We start from the raw sequence: 22,627 nt of genomic DNA, 5'->3' as shown, positions 1-22,627 counted from the left end.
ACTTTATGAGACGTTGTCGTTTCAACAAAATTTAGTCAAAAATACAACTTTTAACAAATATAGGTACAGTTTTATTATATTTATAACAAATACAATTTAACACAAAAGTTCAATATGCATAAAAAAGTTAGTACTACCAAAAAAATCCTATTGGCGTCCATACTGTTTTGCTTATTCAGTATATATGGTTTCTCACAAGAAAGACCAACTAAAACCTATAATTTTTGGAATAATGTGCAGTTTGGCGGTGGCATTGGACTCAGTTTTGGTGATGGTTACTTTAGCGGATCATTAGCACCTGTTGCACTATATAGATTCAACCCTTATTTTGCCTCTGGTGTTGGACTTAATTTTTCTTACAGTTCACAGAAAGATGTAGTTAAATCTACTGTTTTAGGTGGAAGTATTTTAGGCATGTTTAACCCTATTAGAGAACTACAGCTTTCTACTGAATTTGAGCAATTACACGTAAGTCGAAAATTTGATCACCGATTCGATACGAATCTGAGTACCGATTATTGGTATCCCGCTTTGTTTTTAGGTGCTGGATATACAAGTAGAAACGTCACTTTTGGAATAAGATACGACGTCCTATACGATAAGAATAAAAGTATTTATACAGAAGCTTGGATGCCTTTTGTAAGGTTTATGTTTTAAATATAGTCAGCAGTCTACAAAAAGCTTGGTATGTCTTCAAATTTATTGATAATAATTTGTGGAAGTAATATATTAACAAGTTTGACAACCACTTATAAGAAGACTAATTTGAACTTCTAGAACAACAAATATCCTAAAAAGATTTGCCACGTGTCGCTAGAACAACTTGAAAAACCATCTCAATAATTTAAAAAATAAATTTCATATTTTACTAATTAAATCCAATCGGAAAATAAAGGGTTGGTGGTTATTTTATCCGTGAGTAATAACGGTGATTTTATAAGATAAGAATTGACTATTCTCGTCGTAAAATTGGGTTTGGAATTACAATTTTAAATTCAGTTTAATAGTTTTATATCATTAAGTCTTTAATTATAAAAGTGTTAAGGATAAATCTAGCCAATTTTATTGCTCTCCATTAAACTATTACTTGAAAAGCGGCTTCTTTAAAATATGCTAGTATAGTCTGCAAATTAAATAGATTTCTTGTGTTAAGGTCAAATAGCTAAAATGAATCCTACTCTACTAAAAGTGCCACTCTGTGCAACGTCCTAGTTTCTCCAAGAATCATTAGTACAACAATCTCTAATTACACAGGCGTTCGGCAATTATTTTTTTTAACCTTATTCCTTATATCTCAATACAATACACTTAATATTTAAATAAGATAAAAACGTCTGAAATATGGTAATTATCATGTTTTACCTCCTCCTTCATTTCTAAATTTGTATAAACATAAATTTTACATCGATGAGAAAACCAATAAAATTAGTAGCAATAATTGCTATAGCTTCTGTTTTTAGCTGTGGTGGTAATGAGAAAAAGGAAGAATCAACTTACGGTAAGAAAACCCCTGTAATCACAGAAAACAAAGGGCCTGCTTCTGAACGTGTGGACCTCACTAGTAAAGGCGTTGGGCCAGTCACATCATTAACATTAGATGCAGAAATTGATCAGGATATGGCAGCTCACGGAATGGATGTTTATAATAAGATGTGTTTAGCTTGTCATAAAATAGATAAAAAATTTATTGGACCAGCGCCAACAGGTATCTTAGAAAGAAGAACTCCAGAATGGGTGATGAACATGATTTTAAATCCTGAGCAAATGGTAAAGGAAGATCCACTAGCAAAAGACCTATTAATGGAATTTAATGGCGCACCAATGGCAAATCAAAACTTATCAGAGGAGGATGCTAGAGCTGTATTAGAATATTTTAGAACCTTATAATTACAACGTATGACACTAACCAAACACCTATTTCTTGTAGTTGCAATCGCAGCGCTTTTTAGCTCTTGTAATGAGGCAAAAACAGATGCATCTACAAGCACCTCCGATAAGAACACCGAAGTGAAATCTACAGAAAGAACTGGACAAGCATTTATTGAAGATGACGGATCAACACCTAACGTTTTACAACTAGCAATAGGCTCTAAAGACCACACCACTTTAGTTGCGGCTGTACAGGCTGCTCAATTAGAGAACGCCTTGGTCAATGCAGGACCGTTAATGGTATTTGCACCAACCAATGAGGCGTTTGCAACTTTACCAGAAGGTACTGTTGAAAATTTATTGAAACCAGAAAACAAAGATGTATTGGCTAATATCCTAAAGTATCATGTAACGCCTGGCAACTACTCCAAAGAGTTTTTAAAGAAGTTTAAAAAACTAGGACAAGCCAACAACGGTTACGTTCAGGTAGAAATTGTAGATGGGGAACCGATGATTGGAGGCGCTAAAATATTAGCGAGTATCACTGCTGGAAACGGTATTGTTCATGTCATTGATAAAGTTTTATTACCTCCTACTGATTAACTTAAATACTAATTAATACCACATTAATATGAAAAATATATTTAAATCAACCCTTGCGCTTGTAGCGCTTTTTGCCGCATTCACAAGCTGTAATAACTCTGGAAAATCTGGTGGAAAATCTGGTGCCTTAGCAAGCAATATTGCTGAAAAAGTATATGTAGCACCAGGGGAGCACGATTCGCACTACGCATTTCTCTCCGGAGGTTATAGTGGAAACTTAACGGTGTATGGATTACCGTCTGGACGAATGTTTAAAGAAATCCCTGTATTCTCGCAATTCCCTACCAATGGGTATGGCTATTCGGAGGAGTCTAAACCAATGTTAGAAACCTCTTATGGTTTTATTCCTTGGGACGATTCGCATCATCCAGACATTTCACAAACTAATGGTGAATTAGACGGTCGATGGATTTTTATAAATGGAAACAACACACCTCGTATTGCAAGAATTGGATTGAGATCTTTTGAAACGGAAGAAATTATTGAAATTCCAAACAGTGCAGGAAACCATAGTTCTTCTTTTATTACTGAAAATACAGAATATGTAGTAGCAGGAACACGTTTTTCAGTTCCAGTACCACAAAGGGATATGGCCATAAAAGACTATAAAGGTAACTTTAAAGGCGCATTGACTTTTATCTCGGTAGATCCAGAACACGGACATATGGACATTAAATTTCAAGTTTTAATGCCAGGTTTTAACTACGATCTTTCACATCCTGGGCGTGGAAAATCCCACGGATGGTTCTTTTTTACAACCTATAATACAGAGGAAGCAAACTCTCTTTTAGAGGTTAATGCATCTCAGAACGATAAAGATTTTATTGCAACAATTAATTGGAAAAAAATTGAAGAATATGTGAATAATGGTGGTGGTACCATGATGCCAGCTAAATATACACATAACTTACTGGATGAAGCTACACACACAACAACTTCAACCATGAAAAAAGAAGTACGCGTGATTAATCCTTCTGAAGTTCCTGGAGCTGTGTACTTATTACCAACTCCAAAATCACCCCACGGTTGCGATGTAGACCCTTCTGGAGAGTACATTGTAGGTAATGGCAAATTATCAGCAAACTTAACCGTACACTCTTTTACAAAAATGCTAGACGCAATAGAAAATGAAAAGTTTGCTGGTGACGCTTATGGCATTCCAATCTTAAATTTCGAAGATGTCTTAGCGGGATCGGTAGTACAACCTGGTTTAGGGCCTTTACATACCGAATTTGATGGTGAAGGAAATGCCTATACCACATTCTTTATATCATCTGAAGTTGTAAAATGGAAGTTAGGGACTTGGGAAGTCATTGACAGAAAGCCAACTTATTATTCTGTAGGACATTTAACTATTCCCGGAGGAAACTCTAGAAAACCATTCGGCAAATACATGTTCGCCATGAACAAAATTACTAAAGATCGCTATTTACCAGTTGGCCCAGAAATGGAGCATTCAGCACAATTATATGATATTTCTGGAGATAAAATGGAGCTGCTTTTAGACTTCCCTACACACGGCGAGCCCCATTATGCGGCAGCTATTCCTGCGGAAATTATTAAAGAAAATTCACTTAAGTTTTATAAGCTAGCAGATAACAAGCATCCGCGCAAAGCCACAAACGAATCTGAAACCAAAGTGGTGAGAGATGGTAAAAATGTTCATGTCTATATGACCATGATCCGTAGTCATTTTACACCAGATAATATTGAAGGTGTAAAAGTAGGAGATAAAGTTTTCTTCCATATCACTAACTTGGAGCAAGATTTTGACGTCCCTCACGGTTTTGCCATGATCGGTGCTAACAATGCCGATTTGTTAATCGCACCAGGACAGACACGAACTTTAGCCTGGGAAGCTAAACAGGTTGGTGTATGGCCTTTCTATTGTACAGATTTCTGTTCTGCTTTACATCAAGAAATGCAAGGCTATATTCGTGTGTCTCCAGCAGACTCAGATATTGAACTGTCTTGGTCGTTCGGCGAAGATTAAGATTAGGTTGCTAACGACAATACTTTAGGGAAATTTTGTTTTAGTGTTTATTTTCCTATATAAGGCGAGAGTTGATTTGTCGGTCTCGCCTTACTTTTTAACGCACTATTAACTAAATGGTTAACTAGATTATACATATTATTATGAAAACGGCTAGTATTATAATGATAATAGGGTCCCTATTATTATTAGGACTCTTTAAATTTCCCTTATGGAATATTATGCTTGGCGCACCACAATATCCTGATCCACTAGGAATGAATATTTACATTCAAGGTATTGAAGGCGTTGAAGAATTCGACTTACAAAATATAGATGGTCTCAACCATTATATTGGTATGAAAACCATTCCAAAACCTGAAGATATGTGGGAGTTTTCAGTTTTCCCTAAAGTAATTATTGGTATGGTAATTCTAGGTGTTATTATTGGATCGCTTGGTTTTTTTGATAGATTAAGCTACAAATATTTCCTAGGATGGTTTTTACTCATGTCAATTCTTGGCGTTCTAGGCATGTACGATTTCAATAACTGGCTCACAGAATATGGTAGCGACCTAGATCCTAATGCCATTTTAAAACTAAACAATCCTGATGGAACACCAATGACCTATAAACCACCGCTAATTGGCCATCAAAAACTTCTTAATTTCGATGTAGATTCATGGCCACACATAGGCGGATACCTCATGTTCACTGGAATGGTGTTAACCCTTATTGCTTTTTGGTTGGGAAGAAAATTTACCTTAAAAAAAACAACACAATAAAGCCGACAGATACAAAACACTACATACATGAAAACACTAAAACACTGTTCAATCATTACACTATTACTGATATTTTTCGATTGTAATGTAGGGCCAAAGCCCATAAATTACGGAAGTGATGCTTGTCACTTTTGCCAAATGACCATAGTAGATAAAGTTCATGCAGCAGAAGTGGTAACCAATAAAGGTAAAGTCTATAAGTTTGATGCGACGGAATGTATGATCAATTTTATGGACGATTTTGACAGCTCCGAAATCAAACTTTATTTATCTAACAATTACACAGAACCCGAGGTTTTAATCGATGCCACGAAAGCAACGTTTTTAATCAGCGAAAATATTCCCAGTCCAATGGGTGCATTTCTTTCTGCGTTTAAGCGTAAATATGAAGCTGAAAGATTTCAAAAAGAAAAAGGCGGTGTTCTTTATACCTGGGAATCGCTTTTAATTAAACTTAAGCAATAGTCTTATGAAACAAGTAATCACCGTACTATTGTTTGTTTTTGTGACTAATGCTAATCTTGCACAATCTATTGAAGTTTGTAAAACTTGTCCTATCTCTACATTAAAAGATGGTATTGCTCAAGCCAAGGACTTCGATACTATTATTGTTAAGAAAGGACTCTATAAAGAATACAATATAAGTGTTAATAAACCTGTAAAAATCATAGGGATAGATTACCCTGTTATTGACGGCGAATTAAAGGGTGAAATTATCACTGTAATTTCCGATAATGTTACAATTGATGGTTTAAACATAATAAATGTAGGTAACAGCTATATCGAAGATTATGCGGCGCTTCGCATTAAAAACAGTAAACATTTTCTAATTCAAAATTTGATTTTAGAAAAGTTGTTTTTTGGAATTTATATTGAAAAATCTAGAGATGGTAAAATATTTCACAATAAAATAATAGGTGAGGCAATAGAAGAGTACAATTCTGGCAATGGAATTCAACTTTGGTATAGTAAAAATATTCATATCGAACATAACTTTGTACAGCGCGTACGTGATGGAATTTATTTAGAATTCTCAGACGATTGCTTAATTAAAAATAATGTTAGTGCATTAAATGTACGTTATGGCTTGCATTTTATGTTCTCTAATGACGACACCTACGAAGACAATATTTTTGAGAATAATGGTGCCGGCGTTGCCGTCATGTTTTCAAGACGCATTAAAATGTATAGAAACATTTTTAAGGAGAATTGGGGAACCGCATCCTATGGTTTATTACTGAAAGAAATTAACGATGGCCAAATAGAAGGCAATACGTTTTCAAACAATACCATTGGTATTAATGTAGAAGGCTCTAACCGCATTAATTATAAAAATAATACTTTCGAAAACAACGGTTGGGCCATTAAAGTAAAAGGTGCTTGTTATGCCAACATATTTACTGAAAATAATTTCCTTTACAATTCTTTCGATATTGCTTACAACAGTAAGGTTAACGACAATGAATTTGATAAAAATTATTGGAGTAGTTACACCGGTTACGATCTAGACAAGAATGGCATTGGTGATATTCCTTATAGACCTGTAAAACTGTTCTCCTATATCGTTAACCGCACGCCCGAAACCATCATTTTATTGCGAAGTATGTTCATAGATATTATAGATTTTTCCGAAAAAGTATCGCCTGTTTTTACACCAGATGATTTACTGGATAATAATCCCAAAATGCAGAGACTAACATGGTAATTATTGAAAATTTACACAAAAAATTTGGCAAGAACCAAGTGCTGAAAGGTGTTGATCTAACGATAAGCGAAGGTGGAATTTTCGCTGTGTTGGGACCAAATGGCTCTGGTAAAACTACTTTGATTAAAGCTGTTTTGGGCATGGTAATCCCCAACAAAGGTCAGATAACTGTTTTGGCCGAGAATATAAAAAAGAACTCTACATACAGGCATAAAATTGATTATTTACCACAAATCGCCAACTTTCCCAGTAATTTAAAGGTGAAAGAATTAATAAAAATGATTAAGGATTTACGCAAACCTACACATGACGATCAACGCTTAATAAAACTCTTTAGATTAGAACCGTTTTTAAATAAAAAATTAGGGCAGCTCTCAGGTGGCACCAAACAAAAAGTAAATCTTGTACTAACCTTTATGTTTAATAGCCCTATCGTTATTTTAGATGAACCAACGTCTGGACTAGATCCTATTTCAATGCTCCGACTTAAAGATTTAATCAAAGCTGAGAAAGCCAAAGGTAAAACCATTTTAATCACTTCTCATATCATGAGCTTTGTTGAAGAGATTTCAGATGAAATTGTATTTATTCTAGAAGGAAAAATTTACTTCAAAGGCAGCATTCAAAAATTAAAAACCAAGACCAATCAACCCGATTTCGAACATGCGATTGCGTCAATATTATCCGATAACCATGCTTAAAATATTAAAATATAGTTTTTACGATTTAATGCGCAGTCGTTGGAGTTACGTCTATTTCGCATTCTATTTATTGTTGGGTACTGTATTATTGTTTTTAAATAACGACCTGTCTAAAGCCGTTATAACCTTAATGAATGTGATTATTGTACTTGTACCATTAATTGGTACTATATTCGGCGTGATGTACTATTATAATTCTAAAGAATTTACAGAATTGTTATTAGCACAACCTTTAAAGCGCTCATCCATTTTCTTAGGTCAGTATTTAGGTGTTGTCTTATCCTTAACTATGAGTTTAATTTTAGGCTTAGGTATTCCTTTTGTGTTTTACGGCTTGTTTGAAAGCAGTGCGATTTGGGATTTCTCTCTATTATTAATTACGGGTGCCTTTTTAACTTTAATATTCACAGCACTCGCCTTTAATATTGCTCTATCTAACGAGAATAAAATTAAAGGCTTCGGTTATGCTATTTTACTGTGGTTGTTTCTTGCCGTTATTTATGACGGTTTGTTTTTAATGACTTTAATTATGTTTGAAGATTACCCTTTAGATAAAGTTTCATTATTTGGTACTATGTTAAACCCAATAGATCTATCAAGAACTTTAATTTTATTGAAACTAGATATTTCAGCACTTTTAGGTTATACAGGAGCCGTTTTTAAACAATTTTTTGGAACTAGCTTTGGACTTATTGTGTCCTTTGTAATGCTCACCGTTTGGGTTGTAATGCCCGTTTTACGTATTGTATTCAAATCAAAGAATAAAGACTTTTAAATTATGAATCGCCTATTATTAAATTCCATTTTTATCGTAACATTAGTATTAAATTGCTTTTCTTGTAAAAACGAAGCATCTAAACTTGAAACAGAATCCGCAATTCAAATTGAAGGTTTAACGCTAAACAACAACGAAAAATGGATTGCCAATGAAGAAACTCATATTGGGATGAAAAAGATTGATTCCATTTTAAAAAGCAATCCGTCAACAGATGGAAAAATATTGGGTGACGCACTTTCTAAAGAAACAAGTTATATCATTAAAAGCTGCGATATGGAAGGCGAAGCACACGATCAACTTCATGTGGTTCTTGTACCTGTTTTAGCGGAAATTACAGATTTAAAAGACATAAAAAAACCTTTAGAAGTGAAGAAAAAAAGAACCACATTAAAGCAATTAACAGCTACTTATTTTGAGTATTTTAAAATTTAAGTTTAGCTGACAAATGTCATTTAATTTAAGATTAAATATTCGGAATTTAGCCTTATGATTATAAAGGTTATCTTTAAAGCCACGGCCCTGTTTTTGACGTTCGTTTTATTAGCAAACAACATTAACAATGTGGTAATTGTAACCGATTTTGTGATTAACCAAGATTTTATAGCCAAAACACTTTGTATTCAAAAAGACGATCAAAAAGGCTGTAACGGTAAGTGTCAACTAACAAAAGAATTGGTTCAGAATAATTCGGATTCCAATTCAGAAACACCACTTCCTTCAACCGATAGAACACGTTTAGATGTTTTTGTTGTTTATGCAAAAGCAAATTATACTATTGAAGCTGATTTTCAAGTTTCAACCATACAAAACACTATCGATTATAGATTAAACACACCAACTTCTGGATTTTATGCTATCGATACACCTCCTCCAAATTTGAGTTAGTTTTTATTAGTGCACTCACTAGAGTCAACTTCCTTTTTTGAAACCTTATTGGGCTTCAAACAGGATAATTACATTTAAAAACAACTCAAATATTATAAAAATGAAATTTAAATATATAGTACCAATCGCATTTATTGCGTTATTCTCTTCATGCTCATCAGACGATGACAACATTACACCAACAGTAAACGAAGTTGAAGGTTTAGAACTTATACAAATCATAGTAAATGGGGAACAAACTATAGAACTTTACAACGAAAAAGGTCTCTTTGAAACAGGTTATAACATGATTAGCCTTAGACTAAAAGACAACATTACAGACACTTATATTGAAGACGCTACTTTGTCTTGGATGCCAGTCATGCAAATGCCTACGATGCAACATTCTTGCCCTAAATCTAACATTACAAAAGTTTTAGGAAAAGATACCGTGTACGAGGGTTTTATCATTTATCAAATGACAAATGAAGATGGCTCTGGATGGTCGCTAACACTAAACTACACTATTGATGGTGTTGATTATTCAGTTTCAGAAACGATTAGTGTTATGCAATATGATAATCAAAACACAGCTAGTTTTATGGGTTCTGATGATACCAGATATATCTTAGCATTAATTGAGCCTACAGATCCAAGCATTGCTGTAAATAACATGAAAGTTGGCCTGTTTAAAATGGAAAACATGATGACGTTTCCTGTGGTAGCAGATTACATAATTACATTAGATCCTCGTATGCCAGGAATGGGAAATCACAGTTCACCAAACAACACAGATTTAACGTTTAATAATGCAGACAATTTCTATTATGGCGATTTATCCTTAACCATGACAGGTTATTGGAAACTCAACTTAAAACTTTTGGATGCAAACAATGAGGTTTTAAAAGGCGAAGATGTTACGGACGAAAACGAATCTAGCAGCTTATACTTAGAACTAGAATTTTAATTTTTTCCTTACTGTCACATTGAGCGCAGTCGAAATGCTTTAGAAATCACAGCTTCAACGTTTCTCGACTACGCTCAAACAGGCAGTATAATTTCCATAAACTCATTTAAACACTAAAATCTTTAGCTATGAGAACGCTAATAACAGTTATTTTAAGTTGGTTTATATCTTCGTTTGCATTTTCCCAAGAAGAGACTAAAGAAACCATAAAAGATACTACAAAATTAAAAGAAGTCCTTGTAATTTCACGTCATAAGTTAAGTAATTATAGGCAAGAAAAGACACTTTCTAGCATAGACGATTACTTAGAAAAAGCTATTAATGTGACTATGATTAAACGCGGCAATTATGCATGGGAACCTACGATGCATAATATGGCAAGCGAGCGCATGGTAGTTACCATCGATGGCATGCAAATATTTGGTGCATGTACTGATAAAATGGATCCTATAACCAGTTATGTAGATGTTTCAAACCTAGAAAAAGTAGCCATTGGTTCTGGTCAAGAAGGCACAGAAAATGGTCATGTCATTGGTGGCGGAATTGACCTGAAGTTACCAACTTCAAAATTTAACGGCTCTGGTTTTAAATCTGGAATAGATTTAGGTTACGAAACCAACGGTAATTATAAAACTACAGGTTTAGATTTAGAATATACAGGAAATAAATTCTTTATCAGTACAGATGGTATTTATAGAAAATCGGATAATTACGATGCTGGCAACAATCAAGAAATTTTATATTCTCAGTTCGAAAAACATAACATTTCACTACAATCTGGATACAAATTTTCTGAAACACAAAGTATAGATGCCAACATTATTTATGATAGAGCTACAGATGTTGGTTATCCTGCATTACCAATGGATGTGTCTTTAGCAGAAGCTTTAATTACATCATTAACACATTACTACAATCCTGAAGATAAAGCATTAAAATCCTTAGAAACTAAATTGTATTTTAATACCATAACGCATATTATGGACGACACCAAACGACCTATCGTTCCTATAAGAATGGATATGCCAGGCTGGAGTGATACTTTTGGATTTTACAGTAAAGCAGAACTGATGAAAAACAAACATCACTTCACTTTTAATCTTAATGTATTTCACAACAAATCGTTAGCAGAAATGACCATGTTTTCTAACAATCCTAACGAGTCAGATATGTTTATGTACACATGGCCAGATATTAGAACCTTATATTCTGGTATGTTTATAAAAGATGAATTTCATTTTAATGATAATGAATCACTCGTTTCTTCTGTAAGATTAGGATATCATAACAACAAAATCGCAAAGGAAGTTGGAGCGCAGAGTCTTCAGATATTTCATCCCAGTGTGGATGATGAAAAAAATAGATTTCTCATCAGTTTAGCTTCAGCATATCAACTCAAAAAAGAGAATTATAATCTGTCTTTTGGTTTAGGTTATGGCGAACGCGCACCTTCAGTGAGCGAAGGTTATGGCTTTTATTTATTCAACAGTTTTGATAATTACGATTATATAGGCAACCCAAATTTAGAGGACGAAAAAGCCTTAGAGGCTAACTTTAGTTTCAAACAGAATTTCAATGATTTTGAAATTGGCATACAATCCTCATACTTCTATATTATGGATTATATTATTGGAGATATTGTACCAAATGTAAGTTCGATGACCATTGGTGCTCAAGGCGTACGTGTTTATAATGCTTTGGAACATGCTTCAATATTTGATATGTATCTAAATAGTAGTTATAAAATTTCAGAAGGATTTGCCATAAACGCAACTGTTGGTTACAATTATGGAAAAGGGAATGATGGTGAAAATTTACCACTTGTAAAACCATTCTCTTATTTTGCCGAATTTAATTATTACACATCAAAGTTTAATGCCGCTTTACAATTAGATGGTAATGGCAACCAAAGTAATTTTAGTAGTCAATATGGCGAAAATGAAACGGCTGCATATGCGATTTTAAATCTTAATTTTGGAAATGCATTTTACGGAAAACTCGGAAAAACCATATTAAAATATGGTATAGAAAACATTTTAGACGCTAACTATTCAACCTACGCCGATTGGAATAATTTTCCGAGACAAGGACGAAATTTTTATATAAATCTATCTTTGGTTTTCAATTAAATTTAAAGGAAATTGCTATATCATACATCAGTCTCAGAATCTTATTACATGAAGATTCTGGGATTTCTCTTACATTTTCAAAAAAGTCTTTTGTGTTGTAATATCAGTAGCTAATTGTTCTAAAGTCGTGTTTTCTAACATATCCCTTAGTTCCTCCCTCACCACTTTAAATTTATCATGAACAGGACAAGGGTGATCTTCATTACATCTTTCCAATCCTAAACCACAACCTTTATAGACTTGATCACCATCTATGGCATTCACAATTTCCGAAAGCTTAGTAGTTGCGATTTTAGACTTATCGATTTCAAAACCACCATAAGCCCCTCTTACCGATTTAATCACATCATGCCTTACGAGGTCCTGAAGAATTTTCGCCGTAAATGCCTGAGGAGAATTAATCTCTTCCGCAATTTCTTTTGGAGTTACACGCCTGCCCTCTGCCGAATTTACCGCTATATAAATGGTTGCTTTGATTCCGTATTGACAAGCTTTTGAAAACATAGTTCTGTATTATTTATTAGTCTACGAAAGTACTAAACTTTGATTTATTAATTTGACTTTATCAAAATCAAGGACTTAGGAAAATTTTGCCTTATACCACACCTTTTGCCAAATGCGTTGAAGAATAATAAACGTAACCTCTTCTGACAGTTTCATGGTATCCTCCCCATCTAAACTTCTAATTTTAGCTTCAGAAACATCAACAATATAAAGCAAATTGAGATAATTGGTAAATTTCTCTTGAATGAGATGAAACACCGTTTCTTGCAGTACTAATTTTAAACTTGTTGGCAAGGTCTCCTCATCCAACTCTAAATCGATATTTGCATATAACAAATCCTTATTTAGTTGAACGATTAGCTTCTTATAAAGGTTTAGGCCCTCAGCTTCTGTTATTAATTCGTCAAAATTTGCCGGTAAATTCATAGCGTTTTACACACGTCTATTCATCAATTGCACACCAAAATCTTTAAGATCCTGTTTTTTATCTTCTGGGATATGTAGCCCTTTTAGAACTTCAAACGCTTTAGACGTGTAATTTTTTACAGCTTGAGATGTGGCTTCCGCAGCGCCAGATTCGGTAAATAATTGTTTTACATTTTCAACCTTATCGTCTTTTGAGATGCTCTCATTCGACATCAATTGCATCAAGTTCTTTTTCTGCTCTTCCGAACCTAATTCCAATGTCTTAAGATGTAAATAGGTTTTTTTGTTTTCGATAATATCTCCTCCAACCTGTTTACCAAAGGTTTCAGGATTTCCAAAGGCATCAAGATAATCGTCTTGAAGTTGAAAAGCTATTCCCAAAAGTCGTCCAAATTCATAAATCGCTTTCTGATCCTCCTCTGATGCTTTTGCAACAATCGCCCCCATTTGCATGGCAGCGCCCACCAAAACAGCCGTTTTAAATTCAATCATTTTTAAGTATTCTGAAATACTTACATCGTTTCGCGTTTCAAAATCAATATCGTATTGCTGCCCTTCACAAACTTCTAAAGCCGTTTTACTAAATAGTTTTGCTAAGGATTGAAAAGTTTCGGAATCATAATTCTCAAAGAGTTGATAAGCCATAATTAGCATCGCGTCTCCAGAAAGAATCCCGGTATTCAAATTCCATTTTTCATGAACGGTTTTCTGTCCTCTACGTAAAGGCGCATCATCCATTATGTCGTCATGCACTAAGGAGAAGTTATGAAACACCTCGATAGATAATGCCGCATCCATAGCCTTTTGAGCCGTTTCTCCAAAGACCTCAGCAGTCATTAAAGTTAAAATAGGACGTAAACGCTTACCTCCTAATTCCAAAATATAATTAATCGGAGCATATAAATTTTTAGGCTCTTTAGTCACGATAAAACCCTCTAAATACTTTAGAAATGGCTTTTGATACTGTTCAATATGTTGCATGAGGCAAAAATAATGTTTTCATCATATTATAGGTCATTATTCATCACGATAAATAATTACTAAAACTTTGGAAACTTTTTTGGTTTTAAAAGTTTCCGGTTGTACTTTTGCAATCTTAAAACGAAAAGGTTCCAACGCCCGGAACACCGACAAAATGAAAGAAAAAATAATACAAAAGTCTGCTGATTTGTTTTTGAACTTAGGTTTTAAAAGCGTGACTATGGATGATATTGCCAATGACTTGGGTATTTCCAAAAAAACGATTTATCAGCATTTTGAAAACAAAACCAAACTGGTTGAAGCTACCACGATGTCCGTTTTTAAAGAAATCTCTGATGGAATTGATTGCATTTGTGATTTAAATAAAAATCCTATTGAAGAGGTTTTTGAAATTAAAAAATTTGTAATGCTTCATTTAAAAGACGAGAAGTCATCTCCTCAATATCAACTCCAGAAATATTACCCTAAGATTTTTACCAATTTAAAAAACAGACAATTTAGCAAAATGCTCAACTGTGTTACAGGTAATTTAAAACGTGGTGTAGAACAAAACCTTTATCGTGATTCTATAGACATAGAATTTGTATCACGATTATACTTTAACGGAATGCTCATGTTAAAAGATCAAGAGATTTTTCCTCAAGAGTCGTTCAGCATCCCTAGGTTAATGGACAATTATTTTGAATACCATTTACGCGGGATTTGCTCTCCAAAAGGATTAGAAATTTTAACAGACATACACAACAACTAAACTCATTATGACTAAAACACTAAGGCTACTGATTGGTTTTCTCATAGTTCAAATTGGATTTTCTCAAGAAGAACCTTCTGCGCTTTCTTTACAAGAAGCAATTCACTATGCGTTAGAAAATAATAGGACCGCTCTTAACGCCGCTCGTGATATTGAAGCTGCCAAGCAGAAAAAATGGGAAACTACAGCAACGGGTTTACCACAAATTAATGCATCGGTCGATTATCAAAACTTTTTAAAACAACAAGTTCAAGTGATTCCTGCTGAATTTTTCGGTGGAAATCCTGGTGAATTTCAAGAAGTTGTTTTTGGTACAAAACAGAGTGTTAACGCAACGGCCACCTTAAGTCAAAAAATCTTTGATGGATCTTACCTTGTTGCCTTACAATCGGCAAAAGTGTTTTTAGAAATCTCAAAAAATGCTAAGACCAAAACAGATCTTGAAGTCAGAAAATCGGTTATCGATGCCTATGGCAATGTTTTACTTGCTGAAGAGAGCGTTGAAATTTTAAACAGAAATATTGATGTCCTTGAAAAAAACCTTTTTGAAACCACTAAAATTTATGAAAACGGTTTAGGTGAAGAGGAAAATGTAGAACAACTTCAAATCACACTTTCTGGCGTTAAAAGTAGTTTGAACAACACCAACAGACTTAAAACTTTAGCCTATCAAATGCTCAATATTACTTTAGGATTAGATGTCTATAAACAATTAGAACTTACGGATGACCTTGAAACTTTAGCTGAAAACAATAGATCACTAGCCTTACTGGAAGTTGAAAACAATCCTGAAACCTCCATTGATTATATTATTGCAGCTAATGATACTAAAGCAAAAGAATTACTAGTAAAACTTGAAAAGAGTAAAGCTTTACCAACATTTAACACCTTTATCAATGGTGGTTATTCGGCTTTTGAAAATGACTTTACCTTTTTTAATAGCGACCAAAAATGGTTTGGTTCTTCATTATTTGGTGTCAGCCTAAATATTCCAATTTTTAGTTCCGGCATGCGAAGTGCTGCCACCCAACGTGCTCAAATTAATTTAGAAAAGTCTGTAGATGATCTCACAGAAACAGCACAACGTATTAAGCTTCAAATAGCTTCGGCCAAAAGCGATTATCAATTCGCTATTGAAGATTACGAGAACAAGAAGCAAAACCTCGCCCTTGCCGAACGCATTGAAACTAAAAATCAAACTAAATTTTTTGAAGGCATAGGATCAAGTTTCGAGCTAAGACAAGCGCAAACTCAATTATACACAGCACAACAAGAATTATTACAGGCTATGTTAGATGTCATCAATTCTAAAGCCGCCTTGGAAACTATTTTAAACACCCCAATTAAGTGAGTTTAAAAGCTATCATTCAAAAATAAAAAAGGACGGAAGTCACAACCATAGAAGGCATTAAATTAAAAAAAGAATAAATTAAAAACATGAAATATATATACTCCTTAATCATCATTGCTCTATTTGCAGTTTCTTGTTCTGGCGGAAAAAAGAAATCTGTAGAAAAAGTTATAGAAAGCGGAAATCTAGAAACCATCAGAGCAAAACGAGTTGAGCTTGTTAGCGAACAACAGGTCATCAATGATAAAATAAAATTGCTTGATGAAAAGATCAAAAGCTTAGACACGACTAAAAATGTGCCTTTAGTTACCTCTATTAAAGTGAACACCGAAGTTTTTGAACATGTTTTAGAACTGCAAGGAAATGTAACCACAAAAGATTTACTCACGGTTACACCAGAATTCAATGGTATTTTAACAAAGGTCTACGTTAAAGAAGGTCAATCGGTTAGAAAAGGTCAAATATTAGCTAAGATTGATGATGGTGGATTGAGTCAGCAATTAGCACAACTAAAAATTCAAGCCGAATTAGCCAAGACAACTTACGAACGTCAAAAACGACTTTGGGAGCAAAACATTGGTAGTGAAATTCAGTTTTTACAAGCACAATCTAACTACCAAGCACAGCAAGAGTCAGTCAATCAACTGAATAAACAAATTGCTAAAACGACAGTGATAGCCCCATTCTCTGGTACTATCGACGATATTATTACTGAGCAAGGAAGTGTTGTCGCAGCCGGTCAAACACCTTTAATGCGTATAGTGAATTTGGATAATATGTATATAGAAACGGAGGTTCCAGAACGCTACGTTTCTGATGTGACTAAAGGAAAAAGTGTATCTGTTAACATTCCGGTTTTAGGGAAAATTATTGAAACTAAAATTCGCCAGGCAGGTGATTTTATAAATCCAGCGAACCGAACATTTAAAGTTGAAGTGGAAATTCCTAATGATGACAAGAGCATTAAACCCAACCTAACTGCTCGATTAAAAATTAATGATTATACCAATGAGAATGCTATACTGATTCCACAAAGTGTGGTTTCAGAAAACTCAGAGGGCGAACAATATGTTTATATAGTGACCGATAAATCTGATAAAAATATTGGAACTGCAAAGCGTGTCATTATTAAAACAGGAAAAACTCAAGACGACATTATTGAAGTTCTAAAAGGACTTGAAACTGGCGCTGAAATCATTCAAGAAGGAGCGCGAAGTGTAAAAGACGGACAGTCTGTAGAAGTACTTAAAATGGAAGAGACGAAATAGACGTCAATTTTATTCACAATTTAAACATCTAATGACTAACATCTAATGACTCAAAAAAATAAAAAAAATACCGAAAAGGAATTTGGTTGGGCATCGTGGGCTATTAACAATAAAACCACAATGTACGTGCTTATTGCTGTCTTCTTTTATTTAGGAATTTCGGCATTTTTCAGCATGCCTAGAGAATCATTTCCTGAGGTTAACGAAACTAAAATTTACGTTAGCACCATCTACCCAGGAAATACAGCTGAAGATATTGAAAAGCTCATCACAGATCCTGTTGAAGATCGCTTAAAAACGGTAAGTAATGTTGTAGAAATCACCTCAACATCGCAGGAAGATTTTTCTATGGTGGTTATAGAATTTGATGAAAACATTACTGTTGAACAAGCCAAACAAAAGGTAAAGGACGAAATCGATTCGGAAACGGCTGGAGAAGACTGGCCAACTTTTAACGGCGCAAAAGTGACACCTGATGTTTTTGAATTGAGTCTTTCGGAAGAAATGCCTATTCTGAATATTAATATCTCGGGAGATTACCCAATTCAAAAACTCAAAGAATTTGCTGAATATCTTCAAGATGAAATTGAAGATTTGTCTGAAATTAAAAAAGCAGACATTCGTGGTGCTCAGGAAAAGGAAGTTGAAGTGGCTGTTGATATCTATAAAATGATGGCTGCCAAAGTCACATTTAACGACGTCTTAGGTGCCATTGGCAATGGAAATGTGACGCAGTCTGCGGGGAATTTAATAGCTAGTGGACAGCGTAGAACGATTAGAATTTTAGGTGAAATTCAAAACCCTTCAGAACTTGAACATTTTGTAGTTAAGTCGGAAAACGGAAATCCAATTTATTTAAGAGATGTTGCTACGGTTTCATTTCAAGAAGAAGACAAAACAACCTTCGCACGTAAGTCAGGGGACCCCGTAGTCATGCTTGATGTAAAGAAACGAGCAGGTAAGAACATGGTTGCCGCGGCTGAACAAATTCAAGTTATCGTTCAAAATGCTATTGACAATAAATTTCCACAAGATTTAGAAGTGACTATTACTAACGACCAGTCTTCGGTTACCATTGGCCAGGTTGATGATTTGGTAAACAACATCATCTTCGGGGTTATCTTAGTGGTAACAGTTCTGATGTTCTTCTTAGGTTTTAAAAACGCTTTATTCGTTGGTTTTGCTATTCCAATGTCCATGTTTATGTCACTTATGATTTTAGGATTAATTGGCTACAGTTTAAATACTATGGTTCTTTTTGGTCTTATCATGGGTCTTGGTATGTTGGTAGATAATGGTATTGTGGTTGTTGAAAACGTTTACCGTTTAATGGAAGAAGAAGGTATGACGCGTGTTGAAGCTGCAAAGAAAGGGATTGGAGAAATCGCTTTCCCAATTATTATTTCTACGGCTACCACTGTGGGCGCATTTATTCCACTAGGCTTATGGCCTGGTATTATGGGTGAATTCATGAAAATCTTACCTATCACCTTATCCATTGTATTAGGCTCATCCTTATTCGTGGCTATATTTTTCAACTCAGTATTGGTATCTCGATATATGACTACGGAAGACAAGGATATGCCTTTGAAGCAAATTATTAAAATCACAAGTATTGTGGCCGTTATAGGATTACTTATCCTATTATTTGGAGGTGATTACCGTGGCTTAGGAACCATAATGATTTTTACAGCTATAATGCTTTGGGCCTATCGCTTCTTTATTAGAGGATGGGCAAATAGTTTCCAAAATAAGGCTTTAGTGAGATTAGAAAATTGGTACGAGCGTCAATTGCGTAAAGCTTTATCGAAAAAGCGTCCTTACCTTTTAAGTGGCGGCACATTCCTACTTTTAATAGCTGCCTTTGTCGCTTTTGGAATTTCTCTATCACAACAACGTACAAAAGTAGAATTCTTTCCAGATAATAAGCCAAACCAGATTATTGTCTATATAGAATACCCTGAAGGAACGGCTATCGAAAAGACCAATGCTATTACCAAGCAAATTGAAGCACGTGTATACGATGTTATCAATGCCAACCAATACATGGATAACGGCGTAAATTTCATGGTAGAAAGTGCTGTTTCTCAAGTAGGAGAAGGTGCTGGAAATCCGCAAACTGATATGGGCTCTGGTGCAGAAATGCCTCATAAAGCAAAGATTACAGCATCGATGCGCGAATACAAATACAGACGTGGTGAGGATAGTGAGTTATTGCGTCAAAAAGTTCAAGAAGCACTAGTTGGTATTTATCCTGGTGTCTTAATTTCAGTAGAGAAAGATGCCAACGGACCACCGGCTGGATCTCCAATTAATATTGAATTAGATGGTAAAGATTATAACGAATTAATTGCTACCGCTGAATCGATGCGTGCTTTTATCAATTCTAAAAACATTGCAGGAATTGATGAACTTAAAATAGACGTGAATAAAGACAAGCCAACTATGCTTGTTGAAATTGATAGAGAGAAAGCTGGAGAATTAGGCATAACAGCCAAACAAATTGGCGATCAGTTACGTAATTCTATCTTTGGTTCTAAGGCTGGAATTTATAAAGAAGCTGGAGACGATTATGATATTTATGTGCGTTTTAATGAAGACACGCGATATAATAAAAGTGCTCTATTTAATCAAAATATCACATTTAGAGATAATACAGGTCAGATCAAGGAAATTCCATTGTCTACCGTAGCTAAACAGAAAAACAATTCTGGATTTAGCGCTATTAAACACAAAGCTACCAAACGTGTAGTAACCGTTTATTCGGCATTATCTCCAGGTTATACTGATGCTGGTGCTATTGTGGCACAGATTCAGAATGAAATGAAAAGCTATGAAGGACTACCGGAAGACATTCATATCGATTATACTGGTCAGATTGAGGAGCAAAATAAACAAATGACTTTCTTAGTGGGAGCCTTTTTTACAGGTCTCGGTTTAATTTTCTTCATATTGATTTTTCAATTCAACTCAATATCGAAGCCAACCATTATTATGATTGCTATTTTCTTAAGTTTTATTGGTGTGTTTGGAGGTATTGTGATCACGGGAAAACCTTTTGTGATTATGATGACCATGGTTGGAATTATTTCACTAGCTGGAATTGTGGTGAATAATGGTGTGGTACTCTTAGATTACGCCCAATTATTAATAGATAGAAAAAAGAATCTATTAGACCTCGGTGAAACTGACTATTTAAAGACTGAAGATCTTTTTGAAAGCATAGTAAAAGCAGGAAAAGCACGTTTAAGACCTGTTATATTAACTGCGATTACTACTATTTTAGGTTTAATTCCGTTAGCTATTGGTTTAAATATTAACTTCTTTACCCTGTTTGCCGATTTTAATCCCCACATCTATATAGGTGGAGATAATGTGGTGTTTTGGGGACCTCTAGCTTGGACCGTTATTTACGGTTTGTTAGTGGCTACCTTCTTAACTTTAATTGTAGTGCCTATACTATTTTACTTAAGTATAAGGCTAAAAATGTGGATGCGTGTAAAGTTCACTTCCGTGCCACTAAGAGCCAATGAAGTTGAAACTGCTAAAGCAATAGAAGTACAAGCCTAAGCAAAAAACGTTTTATGCTTTCAATATCATTAATAAAAAAAGCCCCAACTATTGTTGGGGCTTTTTTATCATTAAAACTAAATTATTATTGATTTTCGTTAGCTGGTATTGGAACTGCAACCGGTACAGCATCCGTAGATCTATCGTTTGGCAATTCATCTAATCTACCAAATCTTCTCATATCCACCCAACGGTGCCCTTCACCAAATAAAGAGTAACGTCTTTGGAATAAAATTTCATCTTCTAATGCATCTGGAGTTACTGCTCCACTATAGTCTCCTAATCCAACGGCATTTCTAATAGCATTAATTGCCATCACAGCATCAACTGGATTGCTAGCCATATTCGCTTCCGCATAAAGAAGTACCAACTCCTCATTTCTTAGAATAGGAATTACATCAACATTAGATTGATATATAAATACATCATGAGTTCCTACTAATCCACTTGCTTCAACAGAACTTTCTCTTTCCACAACCTTATTAGCTCTAGAATCATTTGGAAGTGCATCATCTACAAAACTTGAATGTGCTACTCTCACATTAGATGTTTGATTTAATGCCAAGTAAAGTGGGTTTGGAATATCTGCTCCCGCTAAAGAGAATGTATGATATACACCATCATTTAAATTCCCTGTCATATCCATAAAAGAATCATCCAACAAACTTAATACATTAGAATAATTACCTCTATAGGCTTCAACTCTTGCATTTAACCCTTTGTTAAATTCTAAGAATCCACTTGGCGTATCAAAACCTGAGTAACCCGAAGTTAGCGCAAATGGAAAACTAGATCCCGCATTAGCCAAATCGGTAGCGGCTGTAGTTAATAAATCGTTTATGTGAGCTAAAGCTTCATCATGAGTAACAAATGGACCTAAGTTATCAGGATCTGAAGTGTCTAATCGAATTCCGTTGGTATATTGATTATTGGCTACCATTAAAAACTCATGAGCTTTAAGGGTATTTAACACCCCTCTAATACCATTAATCTCTTCAGCAGAAAAATCTGCAGTCGTATTATCAAGGCCTTGAAGCATTAAGTTAATATCCTTAATAGCCGCATACCTAGATCCCCATGGACTAGTTGTATAAAAGGTATTATTATCTAAATTACCTGTTACAACATCACCTTCAAATCTTGGATCTGAACTTGTCCAATAATAATACTCTCTTCCAAATATACTCTGCACATCAACTTGAGTATTTAATCTATTTCTCATGTCGGATAAGACCCCAGACATTGCTTGTGGCAATTCACCTCGAGACAAATCATCCGAAATAGAATTTGTACTTGCACCGTTTAAACTTTCGCCACCTTCAAGTTCACAAGATGTAAATGCTGTGACGCTTATGGCTAAAAGTATAAAATAATATTTTTTTATAATTTTCATTTTTATAGAT

The 22,627-nt window shown here is 34.6% G+C and carries 21 protein-coding genes; 17 read left to right on the top strand and 4 right to left on the bottom strand.

The genetic code is table 11. The annotated features are described in order from the left end of the window. Positions 1-114: 114 nt before the first annotated feature. The 13 genes from DFQ11_RS04855 (at position 115) to DFQ11_RS04795 (ending at position 12,373) form a co-directional block, all read left to right on the top strand. On the top strand, positions 115-657 hold the full coding sequence (locus tag DFQ11_RS04855; RefSeq protein WP_110474700.1) for an alpha-ketoglutarate decarboxylase: 543 nt from the start codon (positions 115-117) through the stop codon (positions 655-657). A 750-nt stretch (positions 658-1,407) separates the two neighbouring features. Beyond that, positions 1,408-1,887, top strand: a complete 480-nt coding sequence (locus tag DFQ11_RS04850) for a c-type cytochrome (RefSeq protein WP_110474699.1) — start codon at positions 1,408-1,410, stop codon at positions 1,885-1,887. 9 nt (positions 1,888-1,896) lie between these two features. After that, positions 1,897-2,472, top strand: coding sequence for a fasciclin domain-containing protein (locus tag DFQ11_RS04845; RefSeq protein WP_110474698.1), 576 nt, complete (start codon positions 1,897-1,899; stop codon positions 2,470-2,472). 28 nt (positions 2,473-2,500) lie between these two features. Further along, on the top strand, positions 2,501-4,465 hold the full coding sequence (gene nosZ, locus DFQ11_RS04840; RefSeq protein ID WP_110474697.1) for a Sec-dependent nitrous-oxide reductase: 1,965 nt from the start codon (positions 2,501-2,503) through the stop codon (positions 4,463-4,465). Positions 4,466-4,608: 143 nt separating this feature from the next. Beyond that, positions 4,609-5,229, top strand: coding sequence for a hypothetical protein (locus DFQ11_RS04835; RefSeq protein ID WP_110474696.1), 621 nt, complete (start codon positions 4,609-4,611; stop codon positions 5,227-5,229). Positions 5,230-5,256: 27 nt separating this feature from the next. Continuing rightward, a complete protein-coding gene (locus DFQ11_RS04830; RefSeq protein WP_110474695.1) occupies positions 5,257-5,694 on the top strand; it encodes a nitrous oxide reductase accessory protein NosL in 438 nt (145 codons plus the stop codon). A gap of 4 nt (positions 5,695-5,698) precedes the next feature. Next, positions 5,699-6,934, top strand: coding sequence for a nitrous oxide reductase family maturation protein NosD (locus DFQ11_RS04825; protein ID WP_110474694.1), 1,236 nt, complete (start codon positions 5,699-5,701; stop codon positions 6,932-6,934). Continuing rightward, on the top strand, positions 6,928-7,635 hold the full coding sequence (locus tag DFQ11_RS04820; RefSeq protein WP_110474693.1) for an ABC transporter ATP-binding protein: 708 nt from the start codon (positions 6,928-6,930) through the stop codon (positions 7,633-7,635). Before DFQ11_RS04825 ends, DFQ11_RS04820 begins: the two co-directional genes overlap by 7 nt. Further along, positions 7,628-8,410: an ABC transporter permease gene (locus DFQ11_RS04815; protein WP_110474692.1), complete on the top strand. Its 783-nt coding sequence runs from the start codon at positions 7,628-7,630 to the stop codon at positions 8,408-8,410. Before DFQ11_RS04820 ends, DFQ11_RS04815 begins: the two co-directional genes overlap by 8 nt. Positions 8,411-8,413: 3 nt before the next feature. After that, entirely contained in the window at positions 8,414-8,845 is a 432-nt protein-coding gene (locus DFQ11_RS04810; RefSeq protein ID WP_110474691.1) for a hypothetical protein, read from the top strand. A 54-nt stretch (positions 8,846-8,899) separates the two neighbouring features. Further along, positions 8,900-9,298 carry a hypothetical protein gene (locus DFQ11_RS04805; RefSeq protein ID WP_110474690.1) on the top strand — a complete coding sequence of 133 codons (399 nt, stop codon included), beginning with the start codon at positions 8,900-8,902 and terminating at the stop codon, positions 9,296-9,298. A gap of 100 nt (positions 9,299-9,398) precedes the next feature. Continuing rightward, a complete protein-coding gene (locus DFQ11_RS04800) occupies positions 9,399-10,244 on the top strand; it encodes a hypothetical protein (RefSeq protein WP_110474689.1) in 846 nt (281 codons plus the stop codon). A gap of 128 nt (positions 10,245-10,372) precedes the next feature. Continuing rightward, positions 10,373-12,373: a TonB-dependent receptor plug domain-containing protein gene (locus DFQ11_RS04795; RefSeq protein WP_110474688.1), complete on the top strand. Its 2,001-nt coding sequence runs from the start codon at positions 10,373-10,375 to the stop codon at positions 12,371-12,373. A gap of 69 nt (positions 12,374-12,442) precedes the next feature. Here DFQ11_RS04795 and DFQ11_RS04790 read toward each other — a convergent pair whose 3' ends face one another. The 3 genes from DFQ11_RS04790 to DFQ11_RS04780 form a co-directional block, all read right to left on the bottom strand. Beyond that, positions 12,443-12,877, bottom strand: a complete 435-nt coding sequence (locus tag DFQ11_RS04790; RefSeq protein ID WP_110474687.1) for an RrF2 family transcriptional regulator — start codon at positions 12,875-12,877, stop codon at positions 12,443-12,445. A gap of 75 nt (positions 12,878-12,952) precedes the next feature. Beyond that, entirely contained in the window at positions 12,953-13,303 is a 351-nt protein-coding gene (locus tag DFQ11_RS04785) for a hypothetical protein (RefSeq protein ID WP_110474686.1), read from the bottom strand. A gap of 6 nt (positions 13,304-13,309) precedes the next feature. After that, positions 13,310-14,284 (bottom strand): polyprenyl synthetase family protein, encoded by a 975-nt coding sequence (locus DFQ11_RS04780; protein WP_110474685.1) that lies wholly within the window; start codon positions 14,282-14,284, stop codon positions 13,310-13,312. 154 nt (positions 14,285-14,438) lie between these two features. Between DFQ11_RS04780 and DFQ11_RS04775 the strand changes: the two genes are divergently transcribed. The 4 genes from DFQ11_RS04775 (at position 14,439) to DFQ11_RS04760 (ending at position 21,224) form a co-directional block, all read left to right on the top strand. Next, entirely contained in the window at positions 14,439-15,035 is a 597-nt protein-coding gene (locus DFQ11_RS04775; protein ID WP_110474830.1) for a TetR/AcrR family transcriptional regulator, read from the top strand. Positions 15,036-15,042: 7 nt separating this feature from the next. After that, positions 15,043-16,386 (top strand): TolC family protein, encoded by a 1,344-nt coding sequence (locus tag DFQ11_RS04770; protein ID WP_110474684.1) that lies wholly within the window; start codon positions 15,043-15,045, stop codon positions 16,384-16,386. 86 nt (positions 16,387-16,472) lie between these two features. Continuing rightward, the gene (locus tag DFQ11_RS04765; RefSeq protein ID WP_110474683.1) at positions 16,473-17,654 is read left to right on the top strand and encodes an efflux RND transporter periplasmic adaptor subunit; all 1,182 of its coding nucleotides are present in this window, start codon (positions 16,473-16,475) and stop codon (positions 17,652-17,654) included. Positions 17,655-17,699: 45 nt separating this feature from the next. Further along, positions 17,700-21,224 carry an efflux RND transporter permease subunit gene (locus DFQ11_RS04760; protein ID WP_110474682.1) on the top strand — a complete coding sequence of 1,175 codons (3,525 nt, stop codon included), beginning with the start codon at positions 17,700-17,702 and terminating at the stop codon, positions 21,222-21,224. A gap of 85 nt (positions 21,225-21,309) precedes the next feature. Here the strand turns inward: DFQ11_RS04760 and DFQ11_RS04755 are convergent, their stop codons facing one another. Continuing rightward, positions 21,310-22,617, bottom strand: coding sequence for a RagB/SusD family nutrient uptake outer membrane protein (locus DFQ11_RS04755; protein WP_110474681.1), 1,308 nt, complete (start codon positions 22,615-22,617; stop codon positions 21,310-21,312). Between the last annotated feature and the right edge of the window lie 10 nt (positions 22,618-22,627).

The sequence above is a fragment of the Winogradskyella epiphytica genome (assembly GCF_003217215.1).
Taxonomy (GTDB): Bacteria; Bacteroidota; Bacteroidia; order Flavobacteriales; family Flavobacteriaceae; genus Winogradskyella; species Winogradskyella epiphytica.
Note: the sequence above shows the minus strand (reverse complement) of the source record. Positions and strands in the feature narration are given on the sequence as shown.

What these genes read in the sequence shown, in the direction of transcription:
- DFQ11_RS04820 (WP_110474693.1), top strand. Translation starts at nt 6,928, where the DNA reads ATGGTAATTATTGAAAATTTACACAAAAAATTTGGCAAGAACCAAGTG.
- DFQ11_RS04775 (WP_110474830.1), top strand. Translation starts at nt 14,439, where the DNA reads ATGAAAGAAAAAATAATACAAAAGTCTGCTGATTTGTTTTTGAACTTA.
- DFQ11_RS04805 (WP_110474690.1), top strand. Translation starts at nt 8,900, where the DNA reads ATGATTATAAAGGTTATCTTTAAAGCCACGGCCCTGTTTTTGACGTTC.
- DFQ11_RS04835 (WP_110474696.1), top strand. Translation starts at nt 4,609, where the DNA reads ATGAAAACGGCTAGTATTATAATGATAATAGGGTCCCTATTATTATTA.
- DFQ11_RS04855 (WP_110474700.1), top strand. Translation starts at nt 115, where the DNA reads ATGCATAAAAAAGTTAGTACTACCAAAAAAATCCTATTGGCGTCCATA.
- DFQ11_RS04755 (WP_110474681.1), bottom strand. Translation starts at nt 22,617, where the DNA reads ATGAAAATTATAAAAAAATATTATTTTATACTTTTAGCCATAAGCGTC.
- DFQ11_RS04810 (WP_110474691.1), top strand. Translation starts at nt 8,414, where the DNA reads ATGAATCGCCTATTATTAAATTCCATTTTTATCGTAACATTAGTATTA.
- DFQ11_RS04765 (WP_110474683.1), top strand. Translation starts at nt 16,473, where the DNA reads ATGAAATATATATACTCCTTAATCATCATTGCTCTATTTGCAGTTTCT.
- DFQ11_RS04790 (WP_110474687.1), bottom strand. Translation starts at nt 12,877, where the DNA reads ATGTTTTCAAAAGCTTGTCAATACGGAATCAAAGCAACCATTTATATA.
- nosZ (WP_110474697.1), top strand. Translation starts at nt 2,501, where the DNA reads ATGAAAAATATATTTAAATCAACCCTTGCGCTTGTAGCGCTTTTTGCC.
- DFQ11_RS04760 (WP_110474682.1), top strand. Translation starts at nt 17,700, where the DNA reads ATGACTCAAAAAAATAAAAAAAATACCGAAAAGGAATTTGGTTGGGCA.
- DFQ11_RS04800 (WP_110474689.1), top strand. Translation starts at nt 9,399, where the DNA reads ATGAAATTTAAATATATAGTACCAATCGCATTTATTGCGTTATTCTCT.
- DFQ11_RS04780 (WP_110474685.1), bottom strand. Translation starts at nt 14,284, where the DNA reads ATGCAACATATTGAACAGTATCAAAAGCCATTTCTAAAGTATTTAGAG.
- DFQ11_RS04815 (WP_110474692.1), top strand. Translation starts at nt 7,628, where the DNA reads ATGCTTAAAATATTAAAATATAGTTTTTACGATTTAATGCGCAGTCGT.
- DFQ11_RS04770 (WP_110474684.1), top strand. Translation starts at nt 15,043, where the DNA reads ATGACTAAAACACTAAGGCTACTGATTGGTTTTCTCATAGTTCAAATT.
- DFQ11_RS04845 (WP_110474698.1), top strand. Translation starts at nt 1,897, where the DNA reads ATGACACTAACCAAACACCTATTTCTTGTAGTTGCAATCGCAGCGCTT.
- DFQ11_RS04830 (WP_110474695.1), top strand. Translation starts at nt 5,257, where the DNA reads ATGAAAACACTAAAACACTGTTCAATCATTACACTATTACTGATATTT.
- DFQ11_RS04850 (WP_110474699.1), top strand. Translation starts at nt 1,408, where the DNA reads ATGAGAAAACCAATAAAATTAGTAGCAATAATTGCTATAGCTTCTGTT.
- DFQ11_RS04825 (WP_110474694.1), top strand. Translation starts at nt 5,699, where the DNA reads ATGAAACAAGTAATCACCGTACTATTGTTTGTTTTTGTGACTAATGCT.
- DFQ11_RS04785 (WP_110474686.1), bottom strand. Translation starts at nt 13,303, where the DNA reads ATGAATTTACCGGCAAATTTTGACGAATTAATAACAGAAGCTGAGGGC.
- DFQ11_RS04795 (WP_110474688.1), top strand. Translation starts at nt 10,373, where the DNA reads ATGAGAACGCTAATAACAGTTATTTTAAGTTGGTTTATATCTTCGTTT.